The organism is Aromatoleum buckelii, from assembly GCF_012910785.2.
Taxonomy (GTDB): Bacteria; Pseudomonadota; Gammaproteobacteria; order Burkholderiales; family Rhodocyclaceae; genus Aromatoleum; species Aromatoleum buckelii.
Map to the genome: position 1 here is coordinate 258849 of NZ_WTVH02000010.1, position 15806 is coordinate 274654.

A 15806-nucleotide genomic window follows, 5' to 3' on the forward strand; every position below is an offset into this window, starting at 1 on the left:
GGGCCTGCGGGGCCGCCATTTTTTCGGATGGATCAGGAAAGCGTGGCGATGCGCATACTTTTCATACACGAAGGACTGGGGCAGTTTCAGACCTTGCACGAGCACCTGAATGCCGAGAGCCTCGCGCATTCGTGGTTCCTGTGCTCGACCTCGGTTTATAACGCGAACAAGGACAGGATTGCGAACCTCGTGCCGTTCCAGGTGCCGGCCGAGAACGCTAATACCTATTTCTATACCAAGAATCTCGAAGCCCGCATCCAGCGCTCGTTCCTGATCAAGAAATCGATCTCCGAACTGCTCGCGCGTACCGGCATCGACGTCATCGTTGCGCACGGGTCTGGCGGCTTTCCGCTGCAACTGTTCGGCGAATTCGATATCCCGATCATTACCTATATCGAATTCCCGTCGTTCACGCGCCACGGCTACGACGCGAAGTACCCGCAGCCCGACTACGCCTCCTATCGCGACAAAGTGTTCGAAATGACCAGCTATCACCAGGTGCTGAAGAGCGAACTCGTGATCGTGCCGAGCGTCTATGCAAAAGGAATGTTTCCGGCGTGCCTGTACGACAAGGTGATCGCGCAGATGGAGGGCTTCGACATCACCCGCCGTCCGGCCACCTTCGCCCGGAAGGACGACGTTTTCCACGTCGGTTTTGCTGCGCGCGACCTGTCATCGGCGAAGGGGTTCGAGCAGTTCATCCTGATCGCGAAGGAAATCCTGAAAAAAAGGCAGAACGTCCGCTTCGTCTTCTGCGGGGCGCCGAAAGTGCTCTACAGTTACGAAGATGCGTTCCTACAAAACCGCTTCGAAAAGGAAAACCGGCCCGAGTCGTTCATGAAATACGTGCTGGAACGCGAAGGAATCACGCTCGGCGAGGATTCGGCTTTCCAGCATGTCGATTTCGCGTCGTACGACGAGTTCGCCGGCTATGTCGAAGCGATGGATCTCTTCCTGTATCCGTTGCAGTTCGGCTCCGCAAACTGGGGGCTCTTCGAGCTGCTGTTCCGCGCGAAAGTCGTCATCGGCAGCGATCGCTGTTTCATCCCCGAGGTCATCAGGCATCGCTACAACGGCCTGCTGTGCAAGTACGACGACATTCAGACGTGGGTGCAATACGCGACGGAGGTGATCGACGCACCGGCGGATTTCCGCCATCTCGGCGAAAACGCGCTGCACGATGCGCACGAACGCTTCCACATCCGCAACGTGGCGGCCAGTTACCTGCGCATCTTCGACATGGCGATCGGCCGGCGCAAGCTGATCGGCTGATTACAGTCGCACAGCGCCGGGAGCGGGGCTGGCCTGGAGGGGCTGCGGCGCCTCGATCGTCGGCCCGGTCATGGCGTCGACGCCGAAAGCGGGCAGCGCGCGTTTCTCCGCTTCGGTGCCGACCCCTTCGGCGATCGTCAGCAGGCCGATCGAATGGGCGATCGTGCACAGGCTGCGCAGGAAGCCCTGGCTGCTGGCGTCGCTGTCGATGCCGTGAATGAGCGCCGCGTCGATCTTGATGTAGTCAAGGCCGAGCTCGTGCAGGTCGTTCAAGCGGGCGAAGCGCGGACCGGCATGCTCGATGCCGAGTTTGCAGCCGAACGGTCGCAGCGCGAGGCAGAACGCGCGAAACTCGGGCTGGTGGAGCAGCGCGCCGTATTCCGGCACCTCGATCCAGAGTCGTTGCGCCGCTGCCGGATTGCCCTGCAGCAGGGTGAACAGTTCGCTGCGGAAGCTCGCGTCGGCGAGCGATTCGGCGGAAATGTTGATTCCCAGCGGTGTTGCGCTGGTGGCGGTTTCGCGCATCGCGAGGCGTGCGACGGCAGCATCGAAGCGGGCTGCCAGGCCGAGGCGCGCAACCCACGGCATGAAATAGCCGGCCGACTGCCAAGTGCCGTCGAGCATCAGACGCATCGGCGCTTCGTAGTGAAGCAGCGTGCCGTCCGGGCCGAGCACCGGGAACCGAGCGAGGCGAATGTCGTTGCGCTCGAGCGACTCGGTGAGCGCGGTGCGCCATGCCTGAGGATCGGGAAAAGGCAGGGCGGTGGTGCTCTCTGTGGCGATTTCGATTGCGCGTTCCCCTGCGCGTTCAGCCACGGCCAGCGCGCTGTCCACGCGAGCCAGCAACGACGAGCGCGATTCCCCTGCCGCAAATGCGCCGGCAGCCAGCGGCAGGCGGATTCCGCGCCCTTCCGCAGTGACGTTGAGCGCCGTGTCCAGGCGCTGCGCAAGCTCGCTCGCGATCGCTGCGGGATCCCGCTGGCCGGGCGCGAGCAGCGCGAAATCGCTGCTGCCGATGCGGCCCGCTTCCCAGTCCCCGTGGGGCACGGCGAACGCGGCATACTGAGCGGCGATATCGCGCAGCAGGCGGTTTGTCGTCTCGCGTCCGAGATGCTGGTTCAGCGCTGCAAGGTCGCCGAGGCGCGCAATCAGCAAGGTGCCGGCGGAACGCGCGTCGTCGCGCGCGAGCACGGAATCCAGGCGGTTCATGAACTGGTCGCGATTGAGGAGCCCGGTGATGTCGTCATGCTGCGTCTGGCGGCGCAACTGCTCGAGCCGCCGTGATTCGTCGGCGAGCATTGTGCGCACCCGCTCGCTCAGCGTGTTCATTGCACGCACCAAGCGGCGAAACTCCATCGTGCCCGGCTCCGGTGTCGTGACGAAGCGCCGCTCGCCGATCGCCTCCGCCTGCTCGACGACCTGCCGCAAAGGTCGCGTGATGTGCTTGATGATCAGCGTGCCGATAAGGCCGGTCAGGGCGCCGCCGAGGCCGAACCACAGCAGCAGCTGTTTCGTGCCGACCCACAGCGCGTCGTACGCATAACGTTTGTGGCTCTCGAGCGTGAGCGTGCCGAACTGGTGCCAGCCGTCCTGCACTTGGGCGACGCCGGGCCGCGCCTCGATCGGAATCAGCCGCGAGAACCAGTCGGGCGCGCCGTTGCGGGGGCCGGCGTACTCGCGTTCGATCACGACGTCGCCGGACGGACCGGTGAGGCGGATCAGGCGGTAATGGCCGGCGTCGAACTGGGCGGCGACCTGCAATTCGACGGTCACCGGATCTTTCGGCAGCTGCGACAGCGCCAGCGCCAGCGACGTGGCATTGTCGAGATTCTTCACCTGCAGCTGCTGCTCGAGATAATGCCGTGCCGAGAGCGTGCTGACGACCAGGCTTCCGCCGAGCGACAGGGACATCACGATCGCGATCGCGATCCACAGTTGCTTAATCAGGGACATGACTGCAAATCTCCGGGACGGGTCGGGCTCGGACGGCGGGCTGTCATTGCAGGCCCTCCTGCTGCATGCGCACGAGCACGCTGCGCCAGCGCGACAGGCGGGTGGTCGGATCCGCGGACGAGGCGGTCGCGCCGCCGATCCACAGACCTGCGCTGTTGAAGCTGAATATCGGCAACAGGTCGGGCCGGCGCCCGGCGGGGCGCACCTCGCCGATCAGGTTGTCGAGAACGAGCGGCTCGGCGTGCGGCGAGGGGTAGAAGCCGACGACCATGTGGGCCTGCGAAAGACCGTTTTGCGCGCCGCCGAGCTGCGCCCGGACATAGATCAGGCGCAGCTTGTCGGCCGGAATGCCGAGCAGCCGCAGGCTCATGTATTTCGCGATCGAGAAGTCCTCGCAGTCACCGGCTTCGCGGCCGAGCGTCTCGAGCGGAGTTGCCCAGTAGTCCGCCTCCTCCCAGATCGCCGCGTCGTCGTCGAAGCGGATGCGACGGTTGAAAAACGTATTCGTGCGCTGCAGCTTTTCCAGGTCGTCCAGCGGCAGCGCGTCGGCGATCATCTGGCGCCACGCGCGCACCGATGCCGTGCCGCTCGTGCCGAAACGTTCGCCCGCCAAGCGCTCCATGAGATCCGCATCGCCGCCGGCGGTCGCGAGCCCGACGCCGATCAGCACGCACAGGCCGGCCAGCCGGACGAGCGCCGAGTTGCCCAGTCGGCATGGCCGGGAAAACATTCCGTGCGGAAGGCGGCGTGTCGGCATCGGACGGCAGGCGGTTCGGTCGTCGCCATTATCGGCTATCGGCCGGGGGCTGCAGGGGCCGTGCCGCGCCCTTATTTGACGGGAAGTGTTGCGTAGTTGGCGGAGCCGTCGAATTCAACCGCATATCATTTATTCAAACGGATTGAAGCACCTGCGCCCTGCATTCGCGGGATGCGCGCAGAGACCCACGCACCGTTATGGAGATGACATGAAAAACTTGGGAGCCGTGATCTGTGTTGCCGTCCTGGCTGCGCTGCCCCGGTTCGCGGTGGCGGAAGTCCCGGAGGCGTTGCGCGATGCGGCGCGCAAGGCGGTGGTCGCCAATCCCGAAGTGCAGGCGGGGTGGCATGCATTCCGTGCTGCCGCGGAAGAGCAGGGCGCCGCACGCGGCCGCTACTTTCCGCAGGTCGACCTGATTGCCGGCACAGGGCGCGAAACGCTGAAACGCCCGCGGCAGTCGTCGGACGACTTCAATCATCGCCACGTGAGCCTGTCGCTGAATCAGATGGTCTATGACGGTTTTCTGACGCGCAGCGAGGTGTCGCGGCTCGGCTACGCGAAGCTCACCCGCTATTACGAGCTGCGGGACGTCTCCGAGACCGCGGCGCTCGAAGCGCTGCGTGCGTACAGCGACGTGCTGCGCTACCGTGACCTGACGCGCCTCGCGCAGGAGAACTACGTCCAGCACAAGCAGATCCACGATCAGATCGCCGAACGCGCCGGCGCCGGTGTGGGCCGAAGAGTGGATCTCGAGCAGGCCGCCGGGCGCCTGGCGCTGGCCGAGTCGAATCTGCTCACGGAAGTCTCCAATCTGCACGACGTCAGCGCACGCTACCTGCGCATCGTCGGTGAAGCGCCGCCCGCCCAGGCGCAGCGGTTTGCCTCCGACGCCGTGGTGGGTGCGATTCCGCCGACCGCGCAGGAGGCGCTGCGGAGCGCTTTCGTCACCAGCCCGTCGCTGAACGCCGCGGTCGAAAATGTTCGCGCCGGACAGGCCCAGATCGAGTCGCGCAAGGCGGCGTTCCACCCGCGCGTCGATGTGCGGGCCCGCCGAGGGGTCGATCACAACTTCGAAGGCGTCGATGGACGTTCGCGCGATGGCGCAATCGAAGCCGTGCTGAGCTACAACCTGTCCCGCGGGGGCGCAGATCAGGCGCGGCTGCGCCAGGCGGCCGAAACGCTCGACCTGGCCAAGGACCTGCGCGAGAAAGCGTGCCGCGACCTGCGCCAGACGCTGTCGATCGCGTACAACGACGTGCGACGGCTGACCGAGCAGCTCGTGTATCTCGATCAGCACCAGCTCTCGATCGAGAAGGCGCGCGAAGCCTATCGCCGGCAGTTCGACATCGGGCAGCGCACGCTGCTGGACCTGCTCGACACCGAGAACGAATACTTCGAGGCCCGGCGCGCCTACGTGAACGCCCAATACAACCGGATTATCGCGCAGGCCCGCACGCTCACCGGCCTGGGGCAGTTGATGGGAGCTCTCGGTGTTTCGCGCGAGGATCTGCCGGCGCCCGAAGAAATCGGCCAGGATCGCAGCGGCATCGATCCGCAGACGGTCTGCCCGCCGGAAGCGCCCGCAATCGTCGAGATCGACAAGGAAGCGTTGCTGTCCGAGGCGATCAGGTCCGTCGGGGGCACGACGCGCCCGGGCAATTGACCGGTTTTAACCGTACGGGGACGCGCCTGCTGTCGGCGTCCCTGCCGCCGCGGCAGCCAGCGCCTCGACTGAAGGAGAATTCTCCCCGCGTCGGACCGCTATCCGCGCTCGCCATCCAGGTACCGATTCCGGCAGGAGGCAATTCCCTTACAATCGCCGGCATGAACCCTTCCGACACCCACGACCACGGCGCCGAGGCATCGCCGTTGGGCCAGTCCGTCGTCTATCGCGACAGCTACGCCCCGGAACTCCTGTTTCCGATCGCGCGGCAGATCAAGCGCGACGAACTCGGCCTCGCCCCCGACACGCTTCCTTTCGTCGGCGAGGATCTGTGGAACGCGTACGAACTGTCATGGCTGAACTCGCGCGGCAAGCCGGTCGCCGCGATTGGCACGTTCCGCGTTCCGGTCAGCTCACCGCGCCTGATCGAGTCGAAATCGCTGAAGCTCTACCTGAACTCTTTCAACCAGCACCGATTCGTCGATCCGACGCTCGTGCATGACACGCTGACGCGCGACCTGTCCGGCGCAGCGGGCGCGCCAGTGGCGGTGTCGATCGAGATTCTGTCGCGCCGGCCGACGCGTGTTTTCGGCTACCCGCACGGTGTGTTGCTCGACGAGATCGACATCGAGATCGACACCTACCAGACCGACCCTGCTTTCCTGCAAACCGACTTCAGTGCCGACGAAGTCAGCGAGACGCTCTATTCGCATCTGCTGAAATCCAACTGTCTCGTCACCGGCCAGCCCGACTGGGGGACCGTCGTCGTGCGCTACATCGGTCCGCCGATCGACCGCGCGGGCCTGCTGCGCTACATCGTCTCGTTCCGCAGCCACAACGAGTTCCACGAGCAATGTGTCGAAAGAATCTTCTGTGATGTGCTGCGCCGCTGTGCGCCGCGACATCTGGCAGTCTGGGCGCGCTACACGCGGCGCGGCGGGCTCGACATCAATCCCTTCCGCTCGACCGGCCACTTCACGCAGTTCGACAATGTCGCCGAAGTGCGGCAATAAATCCGCACGCTTTCCGGGCCGCCCGATGCCGCAGCGCACCGCTCGCCGCTAATACAGGTCGGTGAAGCGCCCGAGCCACAGCCAATCGACGCCGAGCAGCACGACGACGATCAGCGCCCAGCACGCGACGACGAAGCAGCCGGCCGCGAGAACGTCCGCGCCGACGTGGCACAGCGCACCTCCGGCGCTGTAGGACAGCCCCGTCAGGATCACCCATTTCATGATGAAGCCGGGCAGATACACGCGCATCGCGCGGTTGTGGCGGTAGTTCTGCTGGCGCTCGAAGCGGCTGCCACGCGTGACGTCGCGAAAATACTGGAACGGCCACAGAAAACGGTAGGCCAGACGCCACAGCGGCTCGCGGGGCCGGGAGAAGTCCGATTGCTGGTCGCCAACACTCATGAGTCGCCCCTTCGTCCCTGGCCGCAACATACGGGATGACGCGGCTTGCGCGAGACCGTTGCGCAGGCGTATTTCGGTCGGGCCACTGCCAATATCCCTGCCGGCGCGTGTCTCGTCCGGTGTTATGAGCCTGCCTTATGCTGGGGAGCGTTTCTCGCCTCGAACAGTTCCAAGCGAGGAGAACATTCCCCGCGGGGACGCTGCGCCGCATGCTCTGCATTCCGGGCAGGAAAGTCGACGTCAACGCAAACCGGGACCGGGGCGTTGATTGTTTGGATTCGGGTAAAGCGCTGGCGAGACTTGAACCGAGATCGCGCAACAGTGTTGCGCCATAGTCAAATCCGGGTCGCTGGTTTAATATCCGGCCACCTTTTTACACCACCCCTGATGAGGAAAAGAGCATGAAACTGTTCGTTGCCGCCGCGGTTGCCGCTGGCCTGCTGTCCGCCGCTCCGGCGTTCGCCTCCGCTGAACTGGCCAAGGCCAAGAATTGCCTCGCCTGTCATGCGGTCGACAAGAAGCTGGTCGGCCCCTCGTACCAGGACGTGGCGAAGAAATACGCCGGTCAGGCCGACGCGGTCGCCAAGCTCGCCGACAAGATCCAGAAAGGTGGTTCGGGCGTGTGGGGGCCGGTGCCGATGCCGGCGAACCCGCAAGTCACCGCCGATGAAGCCAAGCTGCTCGCCACCTGGGTGATGTCGCAGAAGTAATCGGTGGCACGTCGGAAAAGCCAGCCGCGAGCTGGCTTTTTTTTGCGTCCGTTCGAGGAGGCAGTGGCCGTCGGGCTCAGTTCAGAAACTGGCCGGCGGCCTCGTCATCCACGCGATGGTTTCATTTGGCGGAGTGGGGCGCGAATAGTAGAAGCCCTGCATCACGTCGCATCCGAGAGCGCGTAGCGTTTCGGCCTGCGCCGGGCGTTCGATGCCTTCGGCGATCAGTTGCAGCCCGAAGCCACGCGCAATGCCTGTGATTGCCGAGATGATCGGGTTCGTCACGGGCCCGTCGAGGTCGCGCACGAAGCTGCGGTCGATCTTCAGCGTGCTGACGGGGATTTTCTGCAGATACGCAAGCGCCGAATAACCGGTGCCGAAATCGTCGATCGCGATGCCGAGGCCGGCATCGCGCAGTTGCCTCACCTTGTGCGCGACGAGCGCCGTATCCTGCATCATCATGCTTTCGGTGATTTCGAGATCGAGACGGCCGGGCGGAATGTCGTGCCGTTGCAGGCAGTCGATGACTGCGGAGACGATGTCCTCCCGTTCGAAATCGTGCGTCGACAGATTGAGCGACATCTTCAGGTCGGCAAACCCTGCCTGTCGCCACTGCGCCAGTTGCCCGCATGCCTCATTCAACACCCAGCGGCTGATTTCGCCGATCAGGCCGAGTTCCTCGGCGAGCGGGATGAACAGATCGGGGGCGACGAAACCGTGGGCCGGACGGTTCCAACGCAACAAGGCCTCGGTGCCGACGACCCGTTGTTGCGAAAGGCTGACCTGCGGCTGGAAGTAAAGCTGCAATTGCGAGTGGTCGATTGCCGCGCGCAGATCGTTCTCGAGCGTAATGCGGTCATGGTGGTGGTGGTTGAGTTCAGGGTCGAAAAACCGGAAACCGTTTTTTCCCGAACGCTTGACCTGATACATCGCGATGTCGGCGTGTTGCGTCAGGGCTTCGGCAGTCCCGCCGTCGCGCGGGTAGAGCGCGACGCCGACACTGGCCGTCGCGCGGAACTCGCCATGCCCGAGCGTGAACGGCGTATCGAGCGCCTCGAGGATCTTGCGCGCAGCAGTTTCGGCATCGCGGGCGTGGCCGATGTCCGGAAGCAGGACGGTGAACTCGTCGCCGCCGAGGCGCGCCAGCGTGTCGCCGCGTCGCAGTGCAGCGGACAGGCGCGCTGCGATACCGCGCAGCAGCGCGTCGCCCTCGGCGTGGCCGTAGCTGTCGTTAACCAGCTTGAAGCGGTCGACATCGATGAACATCACGGCGAGCATGCCGCGCTGGCGCTGCGCCTGGACGATCGCCAGCTCGAGCCGGTCCTTGAACAGCACCCGGTTCGGCAGCTGGGTGAGCTGGTCGTGATAGGCCTGGAAAGTGATGATTTCTTCGGCGCGCTTGCGCTCGGAAATGTCGCGCGCGACGCCGTAGAGCCCGCAGGGACGCCGGTCGGGGCTCGCGGCGAGCATCGGCGTTGCCTGCAGCGCCACGGTGACGTATCCGGCTCCGGCGTGCATTGGGCGGCGCAGGCGCAGTTCGACGGAAAAGGCAGCATCAGCCCCCTTTTGTTCCGCCTCCAGCAGGCGTTCGATGCGCTCCGCGTCTTCCGGCATCACGAGCGACAGGAACGGAGTGCCGATCAGCTGGTCGCGCTCGAATCCGAGGAGGTTTTCGACGCGCGGGTTGAGGTAACTGAAGCGACCGGCGGTATCGAGCGTGAAGATCAGGTCCGGCGAACTCTCGACGAGATAGCGGTGCAGTCGTTCGGACGCGCGCAGGCGCCGGCTCATCGCCTGGTTCGCGCGCTCCAGCGCCGTCTTGTGCAGCGCGCCGTGCACCGCGCGCTGCAGCTGCGCGACATGGTAGGGCTTGCGCACGAAGTCGTCCGCCCCGCGTCGCAACGCGCCGATCGCGGCGTCGATCGCATCTTCGCCCGAAATCATGATCACGGCTTCGCTGCGGCGACGGCTCGCGAGCCAGTCGAGCACGGCAAGACCGGTGCCGTCGGGCAGGCGGTAGTCGAGCAGGATCAGGTCGTACTGCGTGTCGCGCAGCCGTGCGATTGTTTCGGCGACGCTGGCGCAATCGTCGAAGCTGCGCCCTTCGCTTGCGAGCAGATGCGGCAGGGCGCGCCGCAGCGGTGCGTCGTCATCGACGACCAGGATGCGCGCCGAGGCGCAATCCGTCCGAGAGTCGGATGCACTGTCATAGAAAGGCTCTTCTGCCGGAATAGCCATGGTTCTCCGATCCGATCAATGCATTCGCTGGACGGACAATAATGCCTCAGTTCAGGCATTTGTATCCAGAGGTAACAACAATTGGAAGCTGGTGCCGCTCCCGGCCTGGCTGCGGCAAAGAATCAGGCCGTGCCATTGCTCGAGGATTTCCTGGACGATCGACAGGCCGATGCCGTCGTGTCCGCTGCCTTTGTCGCTCGGGCGCGGACTGAAAAGATTCGCGAGCCGTTCCGCGGGCAGGCCGGGCCCGTTGTCGATCAGGCGGATTTCCAGGCATTGCCTGCCGTTCGCAAGCACCTGGCCGGGAACGGCGACCGAGAAGCGGCCTCCGGGGTGGAGGGCCTCGGCGGCATTGCGGAACAGGTTCAACAGCACCTGGCGCAGTGCCGAACCGGGGATTGCAGCGGCAGGCAGCGCGGCTGCGGCGCGCAACTCGAAATGGATGCCGCGCCGGGCGAACAGGGACTCGCCGTACAGGCCTTGGAGTTCCTGCAGCAGCTCGGGGATGCGGCAGCGCGCGGGTTCGGGTTCGGCAACGGGAGGGCGGGCTGCCCGCTCCAGAAGGTCGGTGATGCGGTCAATCTCGCCGTGCAACGCGTCCATTTTTCCGGCGAGTCCTGTGACGCCCGGATGGTGCTGGGCGACGAGGCCAAGATAACTCTTGATGACGGTGAGAGGACTGCGCGCTTCGTGGACGATGCGTCGGACATGTTCGCGATGATGCGCCTCGATGCGTTCTTCGGTTTCAGCGCGAGCCCTCTGCCGCTGGCTGAGATCGCGCAACGCCCGCGCAGCAGCGGTCGCGAGTGCCGCCACGACGCGGGCGACGGCGGGCGGCAGCGGGCTGAGCTCGTTGGCCGCGATGACGGCAACCCCTGTGCCGTCCTTCAATCCCAGGGGCACGCAGCGGATCCCTTCCCGGCCGAGCCAGCGCACGATGTGCCAGTCGGGGACGCTCCGGGGGGGAATGCCGGGACGCAGGAAACATGACGTAGGGCTCGCCGTGCGGGCCGCCAGCGCGATGATGCTGCTTTCGTCCTCGAGGCGCAGTCCCAATTCGCCATACGGTTGCGCAATGTCCTGCCCCGCGCCCAGCGGCAGCGCCTGGAGGATGCCGTGCCCGTCGGCAGCGACCACGAACACCGCCTCCGCATGGTTTCCGCACAGCAGGCGCAGCGCCATTGTCAGGCGCTCGGCGACGCGTTGCGGGTCGAGGTCGAAGAAGGCAGTGCGCAGGAGTCCGGACAGCGCCGTGTCGAGCACCGGATCAAGACCCGATCCGCAAGAGGCTGCCGACCTGGCAACACGCGGTGCGCCGCTGCCCGTCCGTTCGTCACCCGGCTCATCAGCCATTCCGTCGGTCAGCGCCTGCCGGGTCGAGGACTGCCGCACCAGGAAACCAACGTCGGTGCGCAGGCTCAGGAGCGCTTCGACGGTCAAGCCGCATCTCTGCGCTAGGCTTGGCAGCTCCTGTTCCCAACCCTCGCCGGCGAGTCGGCGCGCCGTGCGCAGCAGGAGCACGAGCGGATGGGCGGACAGGGCGGCTTCTTCCAGCGGATGGTCGAATGCCAGCGCGTCGGCAAGCGGGCCGGTGAGCCCGCACTGTGGGGCGACGACCGCGCCGAACGAGTGCCATAATCCAGCGAGATAGGCTTCATCGGGGTACGGGTAGCGCGTTTCCAGCGCGAGATGGAGCGCGCATTCGGCCACCATCAGGGCGTGGCCGGAGCGCAGGCGGGCATCGCGCTCGACAGGAGCCGCGTTCCAGGCGAGCTGCAGCAGCCAGGCGCGCAGCACGCTCGCACCGAGGACCTGCAGCCGCTGCGAGAGTTCGACGCGCAGCGTCGAGGCGAGGCGCTGGCGCGGCGGCAGCGGGGCAGCGACGAAAATCGAACAGAGCAGGGCCGGATCGCGCAGGATCAGCGACGCGAGCTCGTCCCAGTCGGGTGCGTCGGGAGCGAGCAGCCGCAGCGCATCCTCCCGGTGCTCGGCCAGCGGGGCGAAAGAACGGAAGGAGAAGAGGCCTTGCTCGGACAGGACCGTCATCGGGTGACCGGGCGCTTTTGTCGGGACGATGGCGCATTCTAGGTGCGACGCGCTGCGCGCGATGTGACCGAATGCCTGCGGCAATGAATGCCGCATGCCAGATATTGCATCTCCGGAGGCGGTCGCCAGGAGGGTCGTCGGAGGCGAGCCGTTTCAGACCTGCAGGCTGTCCGCGAAGCCCAGCGCGCCGACGATCGCGCGGTTGATCTGCTCCGGAGCGATCTGCAGTTCCGCCGCCTGCTTCTGCAACGCCGCAGGGTCGAAGCTTTCGCACTTTTTCGCCAGCTTCAGGAAGGGCGCATAGGCGCCCTGATCCAGAAGCAGCGCGTCGCTGACCGCGGCGGGAAGGCTCATCTCTTCGAGGAGGCTGTGCATCGACGTCCCGAGCATGACGTCGAGCAGCGAAAATGCGCCCGTGATGAACAGGTTGTCACGCTCGGACTTGTCGAAGAACGACGCGCCGATCTCCTCCATGAAGCGGCCACGCGAAATCGATGTCTGCATCATCGCTGGCGCACCCGGATCGCGGTTTGCGGTAACCAGCAGCAACGACAGCCATTTGTGCAGTTTTGCGTAGCCCAGGATGCTGACCGCATGGCGGAAGGACTGGATCTCGCACATCAGCCCGAATCCGGCGGAGTTGATGTAGCGCAACAGCTTGTAGGAAACCGCCACGTCCTGGCGCAGCACGGCCTCGATCTCGCAGAGCTCGGCGTTGTTGCGCACGAGCCCGATCAGCCGGACGAGTTGCGCGTGCGCCGGCGACAGCTGCTTCGGTGGCTGGTTGCCGTGCAGGAAGAACCAGCCGGAAGCGCCGTCGTAGCCCGACTGGATAGCCTGCCCGAAGGCGTCCACATTCGCCAGTCCCCACGCGAGGGCAATGCCGGGCGAACCCGAAGGCAGCTGATGCTTCCTGCTGTCCATCAGGACGAAGCGCCAGTCGTAGCCGGCCGGCACAGGCGTTCCCGGCGAGAACCAGCTCAGGCACACGCTGACGCCGGCTTCGCGCAGCTGCGGCAGCAAGGCCTGGGTCTGCGGATGGGCGAGGGCCTGCACCGGGATCTCGATCATCGCGTTCGTTGGCGCCTGCCATTTCATCAGCTCTGGCGTCGGCACGAGTTTGCCGAGGCAGAGGAAAACGGGGTGATGGGTCGGCCACGTCTCGCCGAGTCCGTTGAGCATTTCCACCACGGCGGCGATATGCGGGCCATGGGCAATCAGGCGGTTCGCGGTAATCGCCCGGTTGCGGTTAACGACCGGTTCACGCGTGAGAAAGGCGGTGTCGGCCATGGTTTCAGCGACCCGCGTCGGAAGCGAAAGTGAAGGCGTCGGAGAAGAAAGCTTCTGCGCGCAGGTGACGCTCGGCGACGAGATCTCGGCGCGCCGCGTCGATCATCGCCGGAGCGCCGCAGGCATACACTTCATGGGCGGAGAGATCGGGGAAGTCCTGCATCACGCCGTGGTGGACGAGGCCCGTCCGCCCGTTCCACGAGTCGCCCGGGCCGGGTTCGGAGAGGACCGGAACGTACCGGAAGCCGGGCAGCGACGATTCCCAGGAGCGGGCCAGGTCGTCGAGGTAAAGACCGGCGCGGTCGCGCGCGCCCCAATACAACGTCATCGGACGTCGTTCTCCGGTGCGGATCGCGTGCTCGACGATGCTCTTGATCGGCGCGAACCCGGTGCCGCCCGCGATCAGCAGCGCCGGTTCGGTGGCGCCTTCGTGCAGGCCGAAGCTGCCGAGCGGGCCTTCGAAGCGCAGGATGTCGCGCTCTTTCATCGTGTTGAACACGTGGTCGGTGAATTGTCCGCCGGGCACGTGCCGGACGTGCAGTTCGAGGTGATCGGCATCCTCCGGCGCATTGGCGATCGAGAAGCTGCGGCGGCCGCCGCCGGCGAGGATGAAGTCGATGTACTGGCCGGCGTGGAAGCGGAAAGTCTCGCTGGTCGGCAGCTTCACCTCGACGATCATCACGTCGTGAGCGACGCGGCGCAGGCGCTGCACGCGGCAAGGCAGCTTCCTGACCGGGATGTCGCCGGCGCGGCGCACGTTGCGCGCTTCGAGGACGAGGTCGCTGCGGGCGCGGGCGCGGCAGAACAGCGCGAGGCCGGCGGCGCGCTCCGCGTCGGGCAGGGCGCTCGCCGAAACCTGGCCGATGTCCACCTCGCCGCTGAGCACCCGCCCCTTACATGCGCCGCACGCCCCGTCGCGGCAGCCGTGTGGAAGCAGCAGTCCGGCCGCGAGCGCCGCGTCGAGAATGGTCTGGTCGTCTTCGGCGGTGAAGCGCTGTCCGTCAGGCTCGAGTGAAATCTGGAACGGCATCGGGCGTGAGATAATTAAAACATGAAGAGAATATTGATCGTCGGCAGCGGTGACGTTGCCATGCGGGCGATTCCGTGGCTGGCGAAACGCTTCCGCGTGTATGCCGTGACGCGCAGCCTCGCCGCGTGCGCCGCGCTCCGCTCCCGCGGCGCGATGCCGTTGCTCGCGGATCTCGACGACCGGCGCAGTCTTGCACGACTGGCCGGGATCGCCGACGTAGTCCTGCATTTCGCCCCGCCGCCCGCACACGGCGTCCAGGACCCGCGTACCGCAGCACTGCTGGCAGCGCTGGCGCAGCGGCCGAGTCTACCACAGCGGGTCATATACATTAGTACGACGGGCGTCTATGGCGACTGCGGCGGCGCCTGGGTCGGCGAGGCGAGCCGTTGCGTGCCGCGGACGGATCGGGCACGGCGCCGGGTCGACGCCGAACGCCGCCTGAGGCGTTTCGGCCGCCGCTGCGCAGTCGCCGTCAGCATCCTGCGCGCGCCGGGCATTTACGCTGCCGACCGCCTGCCGCTCGCCCGTCTGCAGCGCGGCGAGCCGGTGCTGCTGGCCGCGCAGGACGTGCATACCAACCACATTCATGCCGATGACCTCGCGCAGCTCGCCTGTCTTGCGATCTTTCGCGGGCGACCGGGGCGGGTGTATAACGCGGTCGATGATACGAGCATGAAGATGGGAGACTATTTCGACTTCGCCGCGGATTTTTTTGGCGTCCCGCGGCAGCCGCGCATGAGCCGGGATGACATCGCCGCGGCACTCTCGCCGATGGCGCTGTCGTTCATGTCGGAGTCGCGCCGTTTGTCGAACGAGCGCATCCGGCGCGAATTGCGCGTACGCCTGAAATACCCGACCGTGCGCGAAGGGTTCGCCGCGGCACTCAACGATCGCGGAGGAAACATTTGATGCTGGTGGTCAAGGCGCTGCATATCACGTTCGTCGTCAGCTGGTTCGCGGGGCTGTTCTATTTGCCGCGCCTGTTCGTGAATCATGCGATGGTCGACGATGCAGCGACGCGCGAGCGCCTCGCGCTGATGGAGTACAAGCTTTACCGGTTCATGACGCCGCTCGGCATCCTCGCGGTCGTGCTCGGCTTCTGGCTGTGGTTCGGCTTCGGCGACCGTTTCGGCAACGCCGGCTGGCTGCACGCCAAGACGCTGCTGGTGGTTTTCCTGATCGCCTACCACCTTTACTGCGGCCGGCTGATGCGTGATTTCGCGGCCGGGCGCAACACCCGCAGCCATGTCTGGTTCCGGGTGTTCAATGAAATACCCGTGCTGGTGCTGTTCGCAGTCGTCTTTCTCGCGGTGTTGAGGCCGTTCTGACGTACCCTGCCGGCGGCGAGGCGGCCCGCGCCGTTTTGCCGCCCGTGCCTCTCCGAGACGCCGCCTCCGTTCCGATTCTCCTTCCTTTTCCGCCGTGGCCCCCG

13 protein-coding genes are annotated in these 15806 nt (G+C 65.6%); 6 read left to right on the top strand and 7 right to left on the bottom strand.

Annotation, left to right across the window (positions count from 1 at the left end; genetic code table 11):
* Nucleotides 1-48 precede the first annotated feature (48 nt).
* A complete protein-coding gene (locus tag GO608_RS11900; protein WP_169199087.1) occupies nt 49-1272 on the top strand; it encodes a glycosyltransferase in 1224 nt (407 codons plus the stop codon).
* Here GO608_RS11900 and GO608_RS11905 read toward each other — a convergent pair whose 3' ends face one another.
* Complete coding sequence (locus tag GO608_RS11905) at nt 1273-3225, bottom strand: bifunctional diguanylate cyclase/phosphodiesterase (protein ID WP_169199088.1); 1953 nt, start codon at nt 3223-3225, stop codon at nt 1273-1275. It abuts the gene before it with no gap.
* A gap of 43 nt (nt 3226-3268) precedes the next feature.
* A complete protein-coding gene (locus tag GO608_RS11910; protein ID WP_247003091.1) occupies nt 3269-3955 on the bottom strand; it encodes a transglutaminase-like cysteine peptidase in 687 nt (228 codons plus the stop codon).
* Nucleotides 3956-4190: 235 nt separating this feature from the next.
* Here GO608_RS11910 and GO608_RS11915 point away from each other — a divergent pair, with 235 nt between their 5' ends.
* The gene (locus tag GO608_RS11915; RefSeq protein ID WP_169199089.1) at nt 4191-5645 is read left to right on the top strand and encodes a TolC family outer membrane protein; all 1455 of its coding nucleotides are present in this window, start codon (nt 4191-4193) and stop codon (nt 5643-5645) included.
* Between the two features lie 161 nt (nt 5646-5806).
* Complete coding sequence (queF, locus tag GO608_RS11920; protein WP_169199090.1) at nt 5807-6658, top strand: NADPH-dependent 7-cyano-7-deazaguanine reductase QueF; 852 nt, start codon at nt 5807-5809, stop codon at nt 6656-6658.
* Between the two features lie 48 nt (nt 6659-6706).
* On the opposite strand, the gene GO608_RS11925 is transcribed toward queF, so the two are convergent.
* Nucleotides 6707-7060 (bottom strand): hypothetical protein, encoded by a 354-nt coding sequence (locus GO608_RS11925; protein ID WP_169199091.1) that lies wholly within the window; start codon nt 7058-7060, stop codon nt 6707-6709.
* 401 nt (nt 7061-7461) lie between these two features.
* Between GO608_RS11925 and GO608_RS11930 the strand changes: the two genes are divergently transcribed.
* Nucleotides 7462-7770, top strand: coding sequence for a c-type cytochrome (locus GO608_RS11930; RefSeq protein WP_169199092.1), 309 nt, complete (start codon nt 7462-7464; stop codon nt 7768-7770).
* 81 nt (nt 7771-7851) lie between these two features.
* On the opposite strand, the gene GO608_RS11935 is transcribed toward GO608_RS11930, so the two are convergent.
* The 4 genes from GO608_RS11935 to GO608_RS11950 all read right to left on the bottom strand — a co-directional run bounded on the left by GO608_RS11935 (nt 7852) and on the right by GO608_RS11950 (nt 14374).
* A complete protein-coding gene (locus GO608_RS11935; protein ID WP_169199093.1) occupies nt 7852-10008 on the bottom strand; it encodes a putative bifunctional diguanylate cyclase/phosphodiesterase in 2157 nt (718 codons plus the stop codon).
* A gap of 51 nt (nt 10009-10059) precedes the next feature.
* Nucleotides 10060-12054, bottom strand: coding sequence for an ATP-binding protein (locus GO608_RS11940; protein ID WP_169199094.1), 1995 nt, complete (start codon nt 12052-12054; stop codon nt 10060-10062).
* A gap of 153 nt (nt 12055-12207) precedes the next feature.
* The gene (locus GO608_RS11945) at nt 12208-13344 is read right to left on the bottom strand and encodes an EAL and HDOD domain-containing protein (RefSeq protein ID WP_169199095.1); all 1137 of its coding nucleotides are present in this window, start codon (nt 13342-13344) and stop codon (nt 12208-12210) included.
* A 4-nt stretch (nt 13345-13348) separates the two neighbouring features.
* Nucleotides 13349-14374 carry a CDP-6-deoxy-delta-3,4-glucoseen reductase gene (locus GO608_RS11950; RefSeq protein ID WP_169199096.1) on the bottom strand — a complete coding sequence of 342 codons (1026 nt, stop codon included), beginning with the start codon at nt 14372-14374 and terminating at the stop codon, nt 13349-13351.
* Nucleotides 14375-14395: 21 nt separating this feature from the next.
* On the opposite strand from GO608_RS11950, the gene GO608_RS11955 reads away from it, so the two are divergent.
* Together GO608_RS11955 and GO608_RS11960 are read left to right on the top strand one after the other, a co-directional pair.
* A complete protein-coding gene (locus tag GO608_RS11955) occupies nt 14396-15283 on the top strand; it encodes an SDR family oxidoreductase (RefSeq protein ID WP_169199097.1) in 888 nt (295 codons plus the stop codon).
* A complete protein-coding gene (locus tag GO608_RS11960; protein ID WP_169199098.1) occupies nt 15283-15702 on the top strand; it encodes a CopD family protein in 420 nt (139 codons plus the stop codon). The genes GO608_RS11955 and GO608_RS11960 overlap by 1 nt, the downstream gene beginning before the upstream one ends.
* The last annotated feature ends 104 nt before the right edge of the window (nt 15703-15806 follow it).